The organism is Natronincola peptidivorans (assembly GCF_900111615.1).
Classification (GTDB): domain Bacteria; phylum Bacillota; class Clostridia; order Peptostreptococcales; family Natronincolaceae; genus Natronincola_A; species Natronincola_A peptidivorans.
In genome coordinates, this window is record NZ_FOHU01000012.1 from 71381 (window position 1) to 89678 (window position 18298).

Consider the following 18298-nt stretch of genomic DNA (forward strand, 5'->3'; position numbering starts at 1 on the left):
ATCATGAAAATCGCTATAATAGGTTTTGGGGGAGTAGGAAAAGCATTCTTTCAATTGCTAAGAAAGAAAAAGAAAGAGTTAATGTTAGAAGGTCTAGATATAAAGCTAATCTATATTTTAAAAAGTAATGGAGGCATATATGATCCAGAAGGGATAGATTATGAAGACTTGACGGTTTTTTTAGAAAATCAGTCTGATATAAGTCAGTATAGGCGAGGAGGATCTAAAAAGGCTAATTTCCAGCTGCTAATAGAAAATCATGATATAGATGTCTTGATAGAGATGACACCAACCAATAAAAAAACTGCTGAACCAGCTATGACCTATATTAAATGGGCGTTAGCCAATGGGAAACATGTGATTACTGCAAATAAAGGCCCAGTATTATTGGCATATAAGCAGCTAAATTTATTGGCAGCACAAAACAATGTACAGTTTTGTATTGGGTGTACTGCTGGTGGAGCTTTACCCACCATTAATGGTGGGCTGATAGATATGGCTGGTTCACAAATCACTTCTATAGAAGGTATTTTAAATGGTACCACAAATTTTATTCTACAAGAGATGGAAGAAAAAAATATTTCTTATGAACTAGCTTTAAAAACAGCTCAACATTTAGGTATAGCAGAAACGGATCCTACACTAGATGTGGAAGGATGGGACACAGCTACAAAACTGTTAATTCTTACAAATGTATTAATGAACCAAGAAAAAGAATTAGAAGACATAAAAGTAGAAGGTATTACTAGAATCACCTTAGAATCTGTAAAAAAAGCAATAGAAGAAGGAAAAAAATACAAGCTTATTGGTAAAGCTACTAATAAGAATAACAAAATAGAACTAACAGTACAATTAGAGATACTAGATAATCATCATCCACTATTTAATGTAAATGGAAAAAACAAAGGTGTTAGGTATGCTTCAGACACATTAGGAGACCTAACAATTATTGGAGGAGCTTCTGGTGTTATCCCAGCTGCAGCATCTATATTAAGGGACTTGATAATTATACATCGAGGATATCATTTCTCTCGATAATGCAACAAAAATCTATTTATATAGAATGTAAAGGATAAAAAAAGGGAAAGATTCAATAAAAAGCTATTTATTAAATTCAAGTGGAAGGGAGTAATAAATTAATGATATTTGAAGTAGGGCAAAGTTATAACGGTTTTAAACTAGTGGAAGAAAAAGAAATCAAAGAAATAAATTCAATAGGAAGAGTTTTTCAGCATGATAAGAGCGGAGCACGATTGCTTTATATACAAAATGATGATGATAACAAAGTGTTTTCCATTACCTTCAGAACTCCTCCCACAGATAGTACTGGATTACCTCATATCTTAGAACATGCAGTCTTGTGTGGATCTAGGAAGTTTCCTGCAAAGGATCCTTTTGTAGAATTAGCTAAAGGTTCCTTGAATACTTTTTTAAATGCCATGACTTTTTCTGATAAAACAATGTATCCAATTGCCAGTAGAAATAATAAGGATTTTATAAATCTCATGGATGTTTATTTAGATGCGGTTTTTTATCCAAATATTTACAAAAAACCTGAAATACTCATGCAAGAAGGCTGGCACTATGAAGTAGAAACTCCAGAGGATGAAATTATTTATAAAGGTGTGGTTTATAATGAAATGAAAGGAGCTTTTTCGTCTCCAGAACAAGTACTATTTAGGAAGATGCAGGAGTCCTTATTTCCTGATACCACTTACCAATATGATTCTGGTGGTGATCCCGAGATAATTCCAGAACTAACACAGGATAAATTTGAAGAATTTCACAAAAAATTATATCATCCATCAAATAGCTATATATATTTGTACGGTAATGGGGATATATTGGAGCATTTAAAGTTTATCAATGAACAGTATCTAAAGGATTTTGACAAAATAGAAGTAGATTCTCAGATTAGTCTTCAAGCCCCATATCAAGAACCTAAAACAAGTGTGGTAGAGTACTCTATATCAGCTAATGAAAAAGAAGAAAATAAAACATTCCTTAGCATGAACTTTGTTGTAGGAAAATCAACAAATCCAGAGTTGCATATGGCTTTTGATATATTAACTTACCTATTATTAGAAACCCCTGCAGCTCCATTAAAAAAGGCGCTTTTAGAAGCAGATTTAGGAAAAGATGTTTTTGGCTCCTATGATCATAGTATCTATCAACCTGTGGTAAGTGTTATTGTTAAGAACTCCAACCAGGAGAAAAAAGATAAATTTAAGGATGTAGTGAGGAATACCTTACAACAATTAGTAGATAAAGGAATAGATAAAAAGCTGATAGAAGCAGCTATAAATATTCACGAATTTAGACTAAGGGAAGCGGACTATGGAAGATATCCTAAAGGGTTAATTTATTGCATGAAGAGTATGGAAAGCTGGCTTTATGACGAGAATCCAATGATACATTTAGGCTATGAAAATACATTGCAAAAAATAAAAACTGCTCTCACCACCAATTATTTTGAGGAATTAATTGAAGAAAGCTTATTGAACAATCAGCATCAATCCCTATTAATTGTTAAGCCCAAAAAGGGATTAGCCCAAGAAAAAGAGGAAGAGGTGAAGAAGAAGCTTAGGGACTATAAAGCGAAATTATCTAAGGAGGAATTACTAAAATTAGTAGAAGGCACCTCCGCTTTAAAAAGTTATCAAGAGGAAGCTAACGATCCTCAAGACTTAGAAAGAATTCCTTTACTTGCTTTAGAGGATATAGATAAGGAGGCTGAAAAACTGCCATTAATAGAAAAAAGTGAGGCTGATATACCAGTTCTCCTTCATTCTATGTTTACCAATGAGATTGTTTATATGAATCTTCTTTTTGATGCTTCTGTTGTACCCCAACAACTTATTCCATATGCCAGTCTACTAAGCTTCGTTCTAGGTAAAGTTAGTACAGAAAAGTATAATTATGAAGATTTATCCAACGAAATAAATATCTATACTGGTGGAGTTGATTTTCGGGTAGAAGCCTACTCCTTGAAGGATGATGACGGAGAGTACTTTCCTAAACTAATGGTAAGATCAAGTGCATTGGTAAAACAAATACCAAAACTGTTTGAGCTCTTGGGAGAATTATTAGGTAATACTAGATATAACGAAGCAAAAAGACTAAAAGAAATCATTAGAGAAACAAAGTCTAGACTTGAGATGAATATTATGCAGGATGGACATATTGTTGCAGCAAGAAGGGTAACTTCTTATTTTTCACCAATAGGTTATTATAAAGAACTGTGTACAGGAATTGATTTTTATGAGTTTATTGCTGGTTTAGAAGAGGATCTTGATAATAGGTTAGAGGAAATTCAAGATAATTTGGCCAAAGTAGCTAAAATCCTCTTTAATAAAAGCAATATGATGGTAAGCTTAACAATAGAAGAAAAGGATTATGATAAATTTAAGACATCTTTTGATTCTCTTTTAAAAGAGCTTGGTGATGAAAAGCTAGATAAGCAGAGCTATAAATTTAAGCTAACAGCAAAAAATGAAGGCTTACTAACCTCCAGCAAAGTACAATATGTGGCAAAAGCCTATAATTTTAATGAACTAGGATACCGATATACAGGGCACTTACAGGTGGCAAAGACAATTATTAGTCTAAATTATTTATGGAACAAAGTAAGGGTTTCTGGTGGAGCCTATGGAGCTATGGCTGGTTTCAGCAGAAATGGTAATCTATATTTTACTTCTTATAGAGATCCAAATTTAGATAAAACATTGAAGGTATATGATGATGCCTATAGTTATTTAGATGCGTTTTCTGCTAATGATAGAGAAATGACAAAGTATATTATTGGCACAATCAGTAAAATGGATGCTCCATTAACACCTTCCATGAAGGGTCAAGAAGCTACAGCTCGATATATAAGTAAAATATCGCAGGAAGATTCACAAAGAGAACGAGATGAAGTACTAAATACCAAGCCAGAAGATATCAATAACCTAGCAAAACTAATCAAAGATGTGATGAGCCAGAACTACCTTTGCGTACTTGGAAATGAAGGTAGGCTTAAAGCAAGTAAAGATATTTTTGAAAGCTTAGTAGATATATTTAAGTAATATATACTGGTTAATTACTTTATAGAATATTAGGATCTAACGTTATGAGGACTCTTTGGATTTTAATTGTACTAACTAGAGTCCTCATAATTAATGAGTATAATAATACTTTACACTAAAAATGGAGTGATGATTATGGGGGAAAAAATACTTATTAAGTGTGATAGAATTATTCAAGGCACTGGTAGGGCACCAATAGAACAAGCTGGTTTGTTGCTAGAAGGAGATAGGATTAAAGCAATAGGCAAATTGGTATATATTAGCATTGAGGAAGATACTAAAATAATCGATTATAATGGAAAAACCATCATGCCAGGAATCATTGACTGTCATGTACACTTGCTTTTTCCACCGGTTGGAGATACTTCTAAAGCGTTGGAAAACCAAACAACTGTAGAGAGTACTATACAGGGTATGTTGAATTTAAAGAATATGTTAAGAAACGGTATAACCTATTTTAGAGATTTGGGTGGAAAAGATTTTGTTGATATTGCTCTTAAAAAGCATAGGATGGAAGGTCTAATAATAGGCCCAGAATTCTTAGTTAGCGGGAAGCTATTAACAATGACCGGTGGGCATGGATGGCAAATGGGTAGAGAATGCGATGGTATAGACGATGTAAGAAAAGCAGCAAGAGAACAGTTAAAAGCAGGTGCAGATATAATTAAAATAATGGCAACTGGCGGGGTAATGACACCAGGTGTAGAACCTGGTTCCCCACAACTGACCAAAGAAGAAATAGAAGCAGCTGTAAAAGAAGCGCATAAAGCAGGTAGGAAAACTGCTACTCATGCCCAGGGTAAGGAAGGAATCAAAAATGCTATTTTGGCAGGTATTGATTCCATAGAACATGGCATATTTTTAGATGATGAAACTATAGAGATGATGTTACAAAACGGTGTATTTTTGGTACCAACCCTATCGGCAGTAGATAATATTATAAAGCACGGTGTTACAGGTGGGATACCTGAATATGCCGTCGAAAAGGCCAAAAAGATTAAAGATACTCACCTACAAAGCTTTACTGCTGCAAAAAATGCAGGTGTTAAGATAGCCATGGGTTCTGACGCAGGCACTCCCTTTAACTATCATGAAAGGGCTCCATATGAACTAAAGCTTATGGTGGATACTGCTATGAATCCTATGGAAGCAATAGTTTCGGCAACAAAAACTGCATCAGAGCTTTTAGGAATAGCGGAGGATTATGGGACCTTAGAGGTAGGCAAAGTTGCAGATTTTGTTGTATTAAAAGAGAATCCTTTGGATAATATTGAAACTGTTATGAACATAGATCAAGTATATAAAAAAGGAAAGTTAGTATAAAGAAAAAGTCACCAATTGTTTTTATTGCAATAACCCTACATTTCTTTGAGTGATGAATAAGAGATTGATTTGAAGGACATTGAGTTTAACTGTCGAATAAAAATATAAAGAGGGTTTCATTTCTATTCTCCTTGAGGTTCTGGTTTATTGCCCAACTATTGGATACTATGAAGTGAAGCCCATTTCTATATTTTTTTCTATAGAGATGGATAGACATTTATAATTCATGTATCCAAATAAGAAATTTTCAAGTACTATACTTAGTATGAAATTCTGAAATTTCAAGAGTATGATGTAGATAAATAGTGAAGTTTAGCATATGGATTATTATATCAAATGGAGGGGTAATAATGAATACAATCATAAAAGGAAAGCCTGTGGCTGATAGAATGAGTGAAAAGCTTATTAAAGAAGTTGAAGTATTGAAGAGTAAGAGTATTAATCCTAAACTTACTATTATTAGGGTGGGAACTAGACCGGACGATTTAGCCTATGAAAAAGGAGCCCTTGGAAGGTGCAAAAAAATTGGAATAGAAACAGAAGTAGTAGAATTACCAGAGGATGTTACACAGAAGGATTTTGTCAAAGAACTAAAAAGATTAAATGATGATGACCTAGTAAATGGAATATTGATTTTTAGACCTTTGCCTAACCATATAGATGAAGGCATTGTAAAGTATGAGATTTCACCAGAAAAGGATGTAGACTGTTTAAGTCCAATAAACGTTGGAAAGATGATAGAAGGAGATAAAACTGGCTTTCCTCCCTGCACACCTACAGCAGTGGTAGAGATTTTAAAGCATTATAATGTAGATATCCAAGGAAAAAACATTGTAGTATTAGGTAGATCTATGGTGGTGGGTAAACCAGTGGCACTATTACTATTGAATGAAGATGCAACTGTCACTGTCTGCCATTCAAAAACAAAGGAAATAGATAAAATCTCAAGCAATGCAGATATAGTAATAGCTGCAATAGGACGAGGGAGATTTGTAAAGGAAAATTTTGTAGGGGAGAGTGCAGTAGTTATTGACGTGGGCATAAATATAGATGAAGATGAGAAAATGTGTGGAGATATAGATTTTGATAATGTAAAGGATAAAGCCTCTATGATTACACCAGTACCAGGAGGTGTTGGTTCTGTAACAACATCCATTTTGGCAAAACATATTGTAAAGGCTTGTAAGCAACAAAATAATTTATAGGTTTGATGATATTCACTATAGAGAAGCGACATAATGAAGTTTAGTATAAATTGAAGTCTTCTTCCTTTTGAATAATGCAGTATTTACTTAGAAACTAAAAAGCTTAACTTCTAAAGCTTAAGGCAGCAACAGCACTGACAATACAGTGGTAATGATAATATAGTAAGAATTAGAATGAGCATATGCTATTAGAGATTAAGAATAGCACAAATCATACTACAGGTGGGGGATATAAGAAATGAATAATGAAAAAGCTTTAACGTTATCCAAAGATAGATGCAAAAATTGTTATAAGTGTATTAGAAGTTGTCCGGTAAAGGCAATATACTTTAAAGAAAACAGAACAGTAATAGCATCTGATAGGTGTGTTGGCTGCAGTAAATGCTTCATTATATGTCCTCAAAAAAATAAAAAAATACCAAACAGCATTTCAAGAGTGAAAAAAATGATGGAGAACGATACTAAAATAATTGCTTCCCTAGATCCTACTTTTGCAGCATACTTTGGAAATGATTATCTTAAAGTAATAACTGCCCTTAGAAAGCTAGGGTTTAATTTTGCAGAAGAAGTAACAGTAGCAATAGATGTACTGCATCATGAATATCTAAAAATTTATAATAGAACGCATCAAAAGCATTATATTACCTCTGCATGCTCAGGGATTAATCAGTTGGTGCAAAAATATTATCCTGAATTAAACAAGTATATGCTGGCTGTAGATTTACCAATGATCGCTCATGCTAAATTGATAAAGGAAAAATATGGAGAGAATAGTAAAATAATATTTGTAGGACCATGTACAGCTGCAAAGCTAGAGCGTAGTGGTTTTATGGAGATAGTTGATGCTGTTTTAACCTTCCAAGAGCTGGAGGAATGGATAGTTTCAAGCAGCATTGATCTAAATAAATTGGAAACAGGATCTTTTGATCAGGAAGGATCTAAATTTGCTAAAGCATTTACAATAGAAGGATTTATAAGTATTAACACTGATAAATCTATAAAAATGAATTATATAAAAGTTAATGGATTAGAAAATACAAAAGAAATTCTAGCAAGCATAGAGAGTGATGATTTAGACCCAGCCTTTATAGAAATCAATTTTTGTATGAATGGTTGTATTCAAGGACCTTCATTTCATGAGTGTAAAACAAAATTGTTTACTAGAAAAAAGCAGATGAAACAATATAGCGAATGTGGAAGCTCTCAGGATTTAATTAACACCCAAGACACTAAAGAGTCATTTAAAAGAAAATTTTCCAACAAAAAAGTACATAATTTGAAGCCAAACACTAGTGAACTAAGCAAAATATTAAAATTAATGGGAAAATATAAGGAAAGTGACGAGATAAACTGTGGCACCTGTGGTTATGACACATGCCGTGATAAAGCAATAGCTATCTTTAATGACATGGATAAAAGTGATATGTGTTTGCCCTATATTAGAAATAAAACTGAAACAATATCAAATTTAATCTTTGAAAATTCGCCAAATTATAACTTGCTTGTAAATAGAGATTTGAAAGTAATCAGTATTAATCCAGCAGCTATCAATCATTTAAATATAGAGAAACAATATACTGATGATCTTCAACTATCAAACCTTTTGGACCAGAAAGATTATGAGAAAGTTTTTGAAACAAAGAAAAGTATTTGTGGGAAAAAAATTAAGCTAAAGCAGCAAAACCTAACTGTAATACAGAATTTGCTGTATATTGAAGAACAGGATACCATCTTAGCGATACTTAATGATATTACTAAAGAAGAGGAAAAGGAACAAGAATTAATCAAGGTAAAGAAGAATACAGACGAGATGGTACAAAAAGTTATAGCCAAACAAATGAAGGTAGCTCAAGAAATATGTAGTGTATTAGGTGAAACCACTGCAGAAACAAGAGTGGCTTTAAAACAGTTTTTAGACATCACATTAGAAAAGTCAGGTGATAGTTAAATGAGTTACTTCATAGAAGTAGGTTATGACCAATTAATCAAAAAGAATGAAGACACTTGTGGAGATCAAGTTGAAATAGTTAGAATGGATGAAGGAGTTATAGTAGTCATATCAGATGGGTTAGGAAGTGGCATAAAAGCAAATATCTTAGCAACCTTAACGGTGAAAATAGCGGCTACAATGTTAAAAAATGGAGCTAACTTAGCTGATGTTTTGGATACCATAACCAATACATTGCCAGTGTGTAAAGTAAGAGGTATTGCTTACTCAACCTTTACTATTGTTTATGTTAAACAAAATGGTGACACTTATATTGCTGAACTTGATAACCCAACAGTTTTTTATTACTCAAGAAAGCAAAAAGAGATTATCAAATTTAATGGTGAAATAACAATAATTAATGACAAAAAAATAAGAGAGATCAAGTTTCGCTTGAATGAAGAGGATAAATTGATTGTAGCTACTGATGGTGTTATTCATGCTGGGGTTGGAGAGATACTAAACTATGGCTGGGAATGGCATCATGTAGCAAAATACTTGCAGGACTTATGTACCAATAGACGAAATAATGCAATGATGATCTCTAAATCTTTGATTGGTATTTGCTACGATTTATATAATGGGCAAGCCAGTGATGATGCAACAGCTTTGACTATAAAAATGAAGGCTCCACAAATAATTAATATTTTTACTGGTCCGCCTTTATTAAAAGAAAAAGATCCTATAATCGTGAAAAATTTTTTTAGTAGTCCAGGAAAGAGAATTGTCTGTGGAGGAACGGCTGCTAATATTGTTGCAAGAGAACTAAAAAGAGACATAAGTATTGATATTAACACTTTAACGGAAGAAATTCCCCCCATCTCTAAGATGCGGGGTCTGGAATTAATCACTGAAGGTGCTATTACCATGAAGTTTGCCTTAGAATACCTAAAAGATTTTACAAATAAACCGTTATCTAAGGATATTTTAGATAAATTAAAGGAAAATAATGGTGCCAGTATCTTAGCTAATAAGCTACTTAATGAAGCTACCCATATAAATTTTTTTCTTGGACATTCATTAAACGTGGCCCATAAAAAAGGTGATCAATCAAATAGGCTGGATACAAAATTTAAAAATATTGGAGAGATGATTAATATTTTAAGGAGGATAGGTAAAATTGTAAATATTCATTATTATTAATAGAATTGTAAATAGAATTATAATCTAGCTGATGCTATATGATTTTTAAGATTATGAATTCTTACTAAAATGTGGTTGGTAAAGGTTCTAAACATATTTTTCAAATAGAAGGCCTTTATTTTAGTAAGTATTAGATGATGAGGGCTTAATAGAAGACATAATATTATCTGCAAAGGCGCTAGCTTTTTTCTCTATAGAATCTACACTCAAAATCACAGCAGGATCATTAGCGGTTTCCATAATTGAGAAATAAGGAGGGAGCCTAAAGCCTTTATTTACATTTAAAGCACTAATTAATTGCTGAGCAACAGCATCACTTCCAGAGTTTCCGGATACTATAACAGAAAAAATAGTTTTATCATAGAATTTGATTTTTCTATACAGGGCAGTGAGTCTATTAATTACTGCCATTAAATTTGCAGAGATAGAATCATTATAATTTGGACACACCCAGACAATGACATCGGCCTTCTCAATCGCAGGAAGTATTTCCTTTACCATCATGCCGCCATAATAGCAACTATTTCTCATGCCTAGGTGTTTACAGGTATTATAAGGACAACCAATACAATCTAAAACTGTACCATTCTCAACATGCAGTTCTTCAAGATCACAATCCTTAAGATGCTCTTTAATCATGTGCCATAGCATTAAAGTATTAGAAGTAGTTTTTGAGCTAGAATGCAAAGCAATAACTTTAGGATGTTTAATTGGTTCAAATGAGTAATTTGAAAGCCTTTCACATAAAAGTTTAGATCTCATTAAGGAAATTTCCTCAAGAGACATAGAATATGACTTTTGCCAAGTTAAAAAGTTATTTAGACTTCCTGTAGCCTCTACTAAAGGATGCCCTAAAAAGTTGCAGCCTAATTGATTAGCAGCAAATATTATTGATTTTGCAACGCTTTTAGTATATAATTCATTATCGCTATGGATTAACAATCCAGCAGTTGATCCTTGTAAGGCTTTGTTGCCCCTCTTAGATATGGTGTTTAAAATCTCCAGAAGTCCTATATTATAACCTATATCATTTAGTTCCACGGCAAATAAGATTTTTTTATTTTTTAAATCAGGAATATCTATTGCATTCTTTACTATAGTAGTATCTATGCCTTTTACAGCTACATCAACCATAGCTGAAAGTTGTTGAGAATTTTTACCTGGCATAATTAAATAAATCATACCATTTCCTCCAATTTATAATATGTTTGTTCTAGTCTTTTAAATAATAGGTCAGGCAACTCTAATAATTCTACTTCTGTTCCAGTTGGAAGCAAGCGATTTCTTGCTCCCATATATACTCCTCCCATATAGGTAGCACTATAATGCCAATCCCCTTTAATAGTAGCCAGTAGAGAGAGACTACCAGAAGATAGCGCAGGAGCTATATAGGGTTTAAAACCTGTTTTTCTAACCTCTATATTAGCAGTTTTTGTTTTGTTTGTTAGATATTGAGATAGAGTTTCATTATAGTGCTGTATACTATCGGCAATGACTAAATCTTCACCATGAGGGCCAAAAGCCCTTCCTTCTTCAGCATAATGAATTGTTTTAGGATTTTCTTTTGAATAGTATAAGGCACGAGCATGCATAACCCCTAAGCCATAGCCTCTGATTTGTTCTGGTGCAAGCCCTCGATAATCCATAATATTTTTTTCATCTAGATTACTGGCATTATAAACAACTTTACAAAGCAAATCTACAGGGTCAGAAACCACAGCAAAGATTCCATCAAAATTTTTGTTTCTTGCTTTTTTAGCATATTCTTTAATTATTTGTGCGTTTTCTTGGAATTGCACCATTCGCACGTCTTTAACTTCTGTGCCGACTGGTGGAACTGCTTTTGCAATACAAAATACAAACATGTCACAATCAAATAATGAATCTATATCTATACAATCAATTTCTGGGAAGTAAGCCTTTCCTGGAGAATAAACTTGATTGATTTCATAATACCAGCGCATGAGTTTTTCTGGATTTCTGTCGTATATACCGATTGAATCAATACAATCCCCACCAATTAATCGAAGGCCTGTTAGAAGGGTTCCTCCTACATCGCCTAAGCCAGCTATATTCACCCTCCACTTAGCTGGAGATTGTCTTAACAGAATTTTTTCCCAGTTAAGATAAGCAGTATTAACAGCCATAACTTTTTTTTTCTCAATTTTTTCTGATAACCAGTTGGGAACACTATTATTACTAGTTGAAGTCATTTGTAGCAGGTTTATTCCCTCATGTTTCATGGATAATAGAGAGGGATGAGAGACAGCAAAATGCATTCTAGACTTCTTGGGATTCATTGAGTATAGATAGTATATCATAGCATCACTATGAATTACCTCATCCTCACTAATTGTTTGTAATTCTTTATATGGATTCAGTGAGAATAAGAGTCTATTTAAGTGCTTGTAATAGTACAATTTATCATTTCCTCCTTTCATAATTAGCAATAAAGCTATATTCAAGACGTTGAAGCATCTCCAGATCTTTTTCTAAATGTATAGAAGGGTTTACATTGAAATCATAAGATAAATTCTCACCCTGATCTGGGGATCTTGGATATAAAAATACTTCACCTAGCAAAGAAAGTGTAAGTTTTCGTTCATTAATTTTTTGATACTCCATTTCCAATATTCTTAAAATGTCTAAAGCATTTTCTATACATACTAAAGATAAATTGTATAAGCTTTCAGCAGTAACCCCCTTAATAAAAGTGGGAGATGTATAAGGCAATATTAAGTTAATAGAAGGAATTAAATTTTTCTTAGGATATACTCCTCTCCAAAGGGTATCACCACCAATAAAAGGATAAAATAGTGCTTCGTTAAACCATAAACGCAATTTGGGGATGAAGTAAGCACTATCAACTTCTCTATTTTGAATCTCCATCAACTCTTTTCCTCTTCCCGACAGCATACCTACTATTATTTTCTTTACATGGATGTTCTCACTATTTAGTATAGGATCTATAGCTTTAATACGATATCCTTTGTTCAAAAGATCATCTACCAAGATAACTGGTTTATTGAATGAGTGGATGACTCTAATTTGTTTAGTTAGGTCTAAATAGTAGGGAAAAGGACCTATTGTAAAACGCTGCATATCAGGGTCAAACATTTTTTCGGTATGTAAGGTTTTAGTAACAGTATTTGGGACAATGGCCCTATTTAATATATTGCCGAAGGGAACACACATGGCAGGGCCTAATATCCTTGGACTTAAGGGAACAGGAGGCACGCCATTCTCTCTACATATCTTTTTAACAAGGGTTTCCTCTACGATATCTCTATCAAAAGAAATAACCAGGTTTCCGGGATATAACTTAGTAAGGGCTACTTGTAATTTCTTTCTTGAACTTGCTATAACGGATTGCACATTTTCGTTACTTCGAAAAGGTTCTTTGATAATAGTTTGGATATCAAGATACAAACTACAAGGATTCGTCATATTCACTGCTAACACAGGAGTTTTACCCTTGGCATATGGTAAATCTTGAAAACCATGATATTTTAGAATTCTGTTTAATTCAGAAGGTGTAGTATCTTGAATATTATTAGTAAAAATACCATAACTATAATCATTTTTTATAGAGTAGGCTAGTGTCTCAGTAAGGATAATTTGATATAAATTATCAAGAGGCACGTCATCTCTAATAAAAATGCCATCTAAAAGGATAATTCTACCGGTATAGCTTTCTCTTATACATTGGGAAATATGACTATCTTTGAACTCTTGATAAATCATATCAGATGGAAGCCAGTGAAAAATTGAATAAGCAAGGATTTTCCCGTTTTCTTTTACATCTTTAACTAGAACAATACGAGCATTGGGTTTTCTACTAGCTGTTTCAATATTTTTAAAAGCATCGTTATAATTATTATGAAAAACAGATGCTAAACCATTAATTAATTCATAATCAAAGCTATCTCTCACTTCTATATTTACAGTAATAGTTTGTAATAACGATTTGTACTGTGGTTCTCTTCTATACAGGTTGTTATTATATACATATTTTTGAGATAATGGGTCTATTAATTTTGAAATATCCCTATTGTCATCGATATAGTTTCGAATCTGCGTAGAACTGATATCTTCATATTGAGGAGGAAGGTTTAGCTTTATAACCGGTTGTTGAATATGTTTTAATCGATCCTCTAAATCGGACATTTTTTCATTATTATAATCATCGTTTCTTCTTTCAAAAATAATATGTGCAAAATGAGTAATACCTTTTTCTTTCTGAAGCTGTTTGTAAGCTGATGCGTTAAGTATAACATCGCTGCCTACTACGATATATACCTCTGCATGACTGAAATTTTCTCTCAGGTTATTTAAATCCTCGGCATTAGCAAGGTTTACAGGAAAGTCTTCAGGGTAGATAAAAATATTCATTTCATCTGCTACGGACATATTCATAATATTTTTCCTTATTAAGCTTGGTTGTGTTCGTTTTGACCAAGAGAATTCATCAACTGCCAGGTAAACTTCAAAGCCTAGATCTCTTATCTCTTTAGCTATTTCTTTATGTCCTAAGGTAAAGGGATCAAATGACCCAGGAAAAAAAGCAATTTTTTTTGTGGACTGTACTTCTATATCACCGTATAAAAATTTATAGTCAGAAATAAAACGGTAAATATGATTTAAACCAGCGGAATTGGTGAGAAATAATAATTCAGTTTCCTCAGCGTCTGTCAAAAGTATAAGGATTTTTTTTGCGATTAATTGAAATATATAGTGTTTTTCTTCAAGAGTAAGGATGTTTGAGCCAAATACATCTTTCCCAATAACACTAAAGGATACTTGTTTTATTTGATGATGATCATGTACTAAACCGTTCAATAGAATACCTAGCATTTTAGATAAACGTTGATTATATTTTTCTTCATCCTCTTTAAATATTTCCTTATATTTGGGATAATTTACGATGAAAACACCAATGGTTTTTAGTAATAAGGAATTTATTTGTGTATTAGCATGTTTAATTTTTTCGATTAAATCCTCAATAATTTCATCTAATTCCAATGGCTTAAGATAAATAATAATTTGACCCAAATAATTTGGGATATATTTCGTGAACTGAGCACCTTCTATTTCAAGGGTGCGAAGCAACTCAATAGCAATATCATTACGTTGTTCAATGGGAAGATGTGGAAAAACCTTTACTAAGGTTTCTCCAGCTCTACTACGAACATTTTCAACAGAACTTACCTTTAAAAGGTTACAAAAATGCATAGCAATATATAACTTATCAACGATAGCGTTCTTAATGGCATATTTTGATAATAACTCAACATGAAATTTTTTTGCAACCCAATTGGTTTCAGTTTTAAGATTATCCAAGAACATATCAGAGATTTTATTGATATCCTGTTGATAAAAACCGTATAATCTATCAGATACCTCAGAAGGAACCGATATGGCATCTGCAATCTTTAGATATAGATAGTTTTCAGCCGGGACAATAGACATCTGAACCTCAGAAATAAACTTCGTTAATAATTCATAGCTTGTATCTTCTTTAGTAATATAGGAAACTAAATAGCTCAATGTATCTAAAGCTGAAATCCTAACATCAGCATTCATATCTTCTAAAGCATTAAAAGTATAGCTTAAGGCTTGATTATGAGAATTACATTGAGGTTGCCATGGAATACACTTAAGTGTTTGCATTAATATTATTTTTATATCTGCATCATGAGTAATTGTACCATCATAATATTTTAGGATAATGTCCTTATAATGATTTAGTTGACTTCTTTCACATTGCTCAAACAAAGAATTTACTAATGTATTTATACTGTTTTTAATCCATCGACGATGTATAGGAATAATTTTATGGTCAGGATACATAAATAGTTTTATATATTGATTAAATAATTCTCCACTAGTTATTTCTGGTGTTTCTAAAGATAAGCCTTCAGGAATCTCCTTACGATAGTTCTCATCAAATAAAGCAATCAAACTACCTATGATGTGAGCACTTTGCTTACGAATATCTTCCTCTGGATGAACTAGTTTTTCATATAGAAATTTCATAGCTATAATTTTTTGTTTCTGTGTTAGATAGGTTGAATACTCTTGAAAAATATCTAAGTATTCTCTAAGTACTTTAGGGTCCTTCTGAGTTCTTGCGATTTCAATAATTTCATTTAGCGTGGTTTCATCTCCAAATCTATGCATTAAATTAATGTTATGATGAATAGCTATATATTTTAGATGATTTGTAATCGCTTTACTATGCATCAAGGCATATATTTTCTTAGTATCTGATGTAGCATTGTTTTCTATAGCTTTAGGATCAATATTGACACCAATACTTAACATGAAATCTTCGAAATCTTTTAATTTGATATAAACTCTTTTATACCTTTTTTCTTTACTCTCATCAACATTATCTAATTTGCTTAGTATGATATCAAAGGCATCCTTCAAACCAATCATCTGCATCTCATCTTTTTTATTAGACCCAACTATATTTTTTATTCTAAAATCACAGTAAATTAAGATTAAAGATTCAAGAGATAAATTTTCTAACTCTAAGTCCCAAACAGAATGATTCAAAGCAACATTACCGATATAAGGAATATTATTTTTCTTGAACCATTGATCAGTATAGTAATAATGAAGATAAGCTACTCTTTTAGATTCAAAACTTCTACATCCAAACTTGCCAATGTCATGGCCAGCTGCGGCACCTGAGACTCTACCTAGATCTAAAGGAATATTTCTAGATAATAGCTGTTTAGCAATAAACATTGAAAGATAATGTACGCCACATATATGATCCAGAGTATTATGACCAACAATTTCATAGTTTAGCTTCATCATCTCGTAAATATATTCTCTATTAAAACTACTAACAAAAGCTCTATATTCTATGGTATTCATTAAACTATTCTCTTCATCAGGCGATAAAAGATGCAAAGGAAATAAGCTCTGAAAGCTATCTTTCTCGTATATTTTCTGGTAACTAGATATAATTCTAAGAACCTTTAAATAAATGTAGCAACCACCATTTAAAGAGCTATTTAGCTCAATCTCAACAGAGTTCGGAAAAGACAGGCTAAGTGTAAATTGATATATGTAGAAAAGTGGCTTTGCAGGCATGTTTTTTCCCCAAAGTTCCTTTAAAAAATTTTCGCATAGATGGAAAGTGGCATTGCAGCTAAAATCGCTATTTTCTAGGATTTCATGTAGCTTATTAATAAAATTAGGGTCTTCAACATGCTTTTTAATGATTGCTTTGCTAATAAGGCATTCCTCTAAAAAATCCTTCTCAAAGAGGGCGTTACAAATTCCATCGTATATATTTTTCTTTTCACTTATATCCATATTTTTTCCCCCTGTATAAAGTTATTTATTAATAATTATATCCTATTCTTTCTATTAATAAAGAAAGATTTTGAATTTTTTTAATAAAGTAATGATTCACCTCAAAAAACTGGCATAAAAAACTTCTGTGATTAATAAAAATTATAGAGCCGGGAGGTGATACTATAATAACGCAACTGATATCCTTATGCATTACCGCCACCATATTAACATCATCAGTAGGTGGTACATTAGAAAACTATCATGTAGAAATGGGGGATGAGATAGTAATAGAGAAGGAGCTACTGGAGGATGAGATAGTAATAGAGAAGGAATTATTAGAAGGTGAGATTGTAATAGATAATGAATTACTAGAGAGTGAAATAGTAATAGAAGAAACTCATGATGAAATAGAAGAAAATAACTTTAAAATAGAAGAAGAAGTAAAAAAAGAAATTGACTATAAAGAAGTTCTGAAAGAATTAGGTTATTATCATGAAGATTATTCTAATAAAGAAATAAATTTAAGAAATGCAGTTCTTCGTTTCCAGGGTGACCATAATCTCAAGGTAGATGCTGATTTTGGTAAGGAATCCACAAGTGCATTGCATAAAAGGATGGAAGATGAGGGATATAAGTATCCAGATATAATTGCAAGTCCTCCTACTGACAATGAATGGATAACAATCAATAAAACTAAAAGAATACTTACACTTTATAGGGGAAATCAAGTGGCAAAAAAATATGCTGTTGCCATTGGAAAATCAAGTACCCCAACCCCAAGTGGGAAGTATTACATTACCAACAAAGTGGTAGATCCATATTGGGGAGGCATGGGGGGAAAATATGAGCCTCAAAAAGGCGGAGCACCTACTAATCCATTAGGTAGAAGATGGCTTGGGATATCTGTATCAGGTGGTGGCTATGGGATACATGGGAATGCTGCTCCCTATTCAATAGGTACAAATGTCTCTTATGGATGCATACGTATGATCAATACAGATGTTAAGGAATTATATAACCAAGTGAATGTACATACACCTGTGTGGATAGGAAGTCATGAAGAACTAAAAAAATGGGGAGTAGATAATAAAAGCTATTTAGAATGATTTCATGATCTTTTTTAGTAAAAAAGATAAATTTATCTAAAGGTATAACCATATTTTTAAAGAGATGCGGGGAAACCGTATCTTTTTTTGTGTAAAAGAAGAAACTTGAATATATGGGAGAAAAGTAATATGATACAATAAATAGGATAGAAA

General features: G+C 32.5%; 10 protein-coding genes. 7 read left to right on the forward strand and 3 right to left on the reverse strand.

The features are described 5' to 3' along the window. The first annotated feature begins 3 nt into the window (after positions 1-3). From BMX10_RS12675 to BMX10_RS12700, 6 genes are all read left to right on the forward strand, one after another. Complete coding sequence (locus tag BMX10_RS12675; RefSeq protein ID WP_090444813.1) at positions 4-1038, forward strand: homoserine dehydrogenase; 1035 nt, start codon at positions 4-6, stop codon at positions 1036-1038. 101 nt (positions 1039-1139) lie between these two features. Continuing rightward, positions 1140-4067: an insulinase family protein gene (locus BMX10_RS12680; protein WP_090444816.1), complete on the forward strand. Its 2928-nt coding sequence runs from the start codon at positions 1140-1142 to the stop codon at positions 4065-4067. Positions 4068-4202: 135 nt separating this feature from the next. Continuing rightward, entirely contained in the window at positions 4203-5390 is a 1188-nt protein-coding gene (locus BMX10_RS12685; protein WP_090444819.1) for a metal-dependent hydrolase family protein, read from the forward strand. Positions 5391-5740: 350 nt separating this feature from the next. Continuing rightward, positions 5741-6595: a bifunctional 5,10-methylenetetrahydrofolate dehydrogenase/5,10-methenyltetrahydrofolate cyclohydrolase gene (locus BMX10_RS12690; RefSeq protein WP_090444822.1), complete on the forward strand. Its 855-nt coding sequence runs from the start codon at positions 5741-5743 to the stop codon at positions 6593-6595. A 238-nt stretch (positions 6596-6833) separates the two neighbouring features. Next, on the forward strand, positions 6834-8543 hold the full coding sequence (locus BMX10_RS12695) for a [Fe-Fe] hydrogenase large subunit C-terminal domain-containing protein (RefSeq protein ID WP_090444825.1): 1710 nt from the start codon (positions 6834-6836) through the stop codon (positions 8541-8543). Further along, positions 8544-9725, forward strand: a complete 1182-nt coding sequence (locus BMX10_RS12700; RefSeq protein WP_090444828.1) for a SpoIIE family protein phosphatase — start codon at positions 8544-8546, stop codon at positions 9723-9725. A 120-nt stretch (positions 9726-9845) separates the two neighbouring features. On the opposite strand, the gene BMX10_RS12705 is transcribed toward BMX10_RS12700, so the two are convergent. The 3 genes from BMX10_RS12705 to BMX10_RS12715 are packed head-to-tail and all read right to left on the reverse strand — an operon-like array spanning position 9846 to position 17057. Then, entirely contained in the window at positions 9846-10907 is a 1062-nt protein-coding gene (locus tag BMX10_RS12705; RefSeq protein ID WP_090444831.1) for a flavodoxin family protein, read from the reverse strand. Further along, positions 10904-12145 carry a lactate/malate family dehydrogenase gene (locus BMX10_RS12710; RefSeq protein WP_244272713.1) on the reverse strand — a complete coding sequence of 414 codons (1242 nt, stop codon included), beginning with the start codon at positions 12143-12145 and terminating at the stop codon, positions 10904-10906. The genes BMX10_RS12705 and BMX10_RS12710 overlap by 4 nt, the downstream gene beginning before the upstream one ends. Positions 12146-12149: 4 nt before the next feature. Next, entirely contained in the window at positions 12150-17057 is a 4908-nt protein-coding gene (locus BMX10_RS12715) for an adenylyltransferase/cytidyltransferase family protein (RefSeq protein ID WP_090444834.1), read from the reverse strand. A gap of 251 nt (positions 17058-17308) precedes the next feature. On the opposite strand from BMX10_RS12715, the gene BMX10_RS18330 reads away from it, so the two are divergent. Beyond that, positions 17309-18145, forward strand: coding sequence for a L,D-transpeptidase (locus tag BMX10_RS18330; protein ID WP_090444836.1), 837 nt, complete (start codon positions 17309-17311; stop codon positions 18143-18145). Positions 18146-18298: the final 153 nt, after the last annotated feature.

Bases quoted from the DNA above. Each gene is read 5' to 3' on its own strand.
- BMX10_RS12675 (WP_090444813.1), top strand. From the start codon at position 4: ATGAAAATCGCTATAATAGGTTTTGGGGGAGTAGGAAAAGCATTCTTT.
- BMX10_RS12680 (WP_090444816.1), top strand. From the start codon at position 1,140: ATGATATTTGAAGTAGGGCAAAGTTATAACGGTTTTAAACTAGTGGAA.
- BMX10_RS12685 (WP_090444819.1), top strand. From the start codon at position 4,203: ATGGGGGAAAAAATACTTATTAAGTGTGATAGAATTATTCAAGGCACT.
- BMX10_RS12690 (WP_090444822.1), top strand. From the start codon at position 5,741: ATGAATACAATCATAAAAGGAAAGCCTGTGGCTGATAGAATGAGTGAA.
- BMX10_RS12695 (WP_090444825.1), top strand. From the start codon at position 6,834: ATGAATAATGAAAAAGCTTTAACGTTATCCAAAGATAGATGCAAAAAT.
- BMX10_RS12700 (WP_090444828.1), top strand. From the start codon at position 8,544: ATGAGTTACTTCATAGAAGTAGGTTATGACCAATTAATCAAAAAGAAT.
- BMX10_RS12705 (WP_090444831.1), bottom strand. From the start codon at position 10,907: ATGATTTATTTAATTATGCCAGGTAAAAATTCTCAACAACTTTCAGCT.
- BMX10_RS12715 (WP_090444834.1), bottom strand. From the start codon at position 17,057: ATGGATATAAGTGAAAAGAAAAATATATACGATGGAATTTGTAACGCC.
- BMX10_RS18330 (WP_090444836.1), top strand. From the start codon at position 17,309: ATGGGGGATGAGATAGTAATAGAGAAGGAGCTACTGGAGGATGAGATA.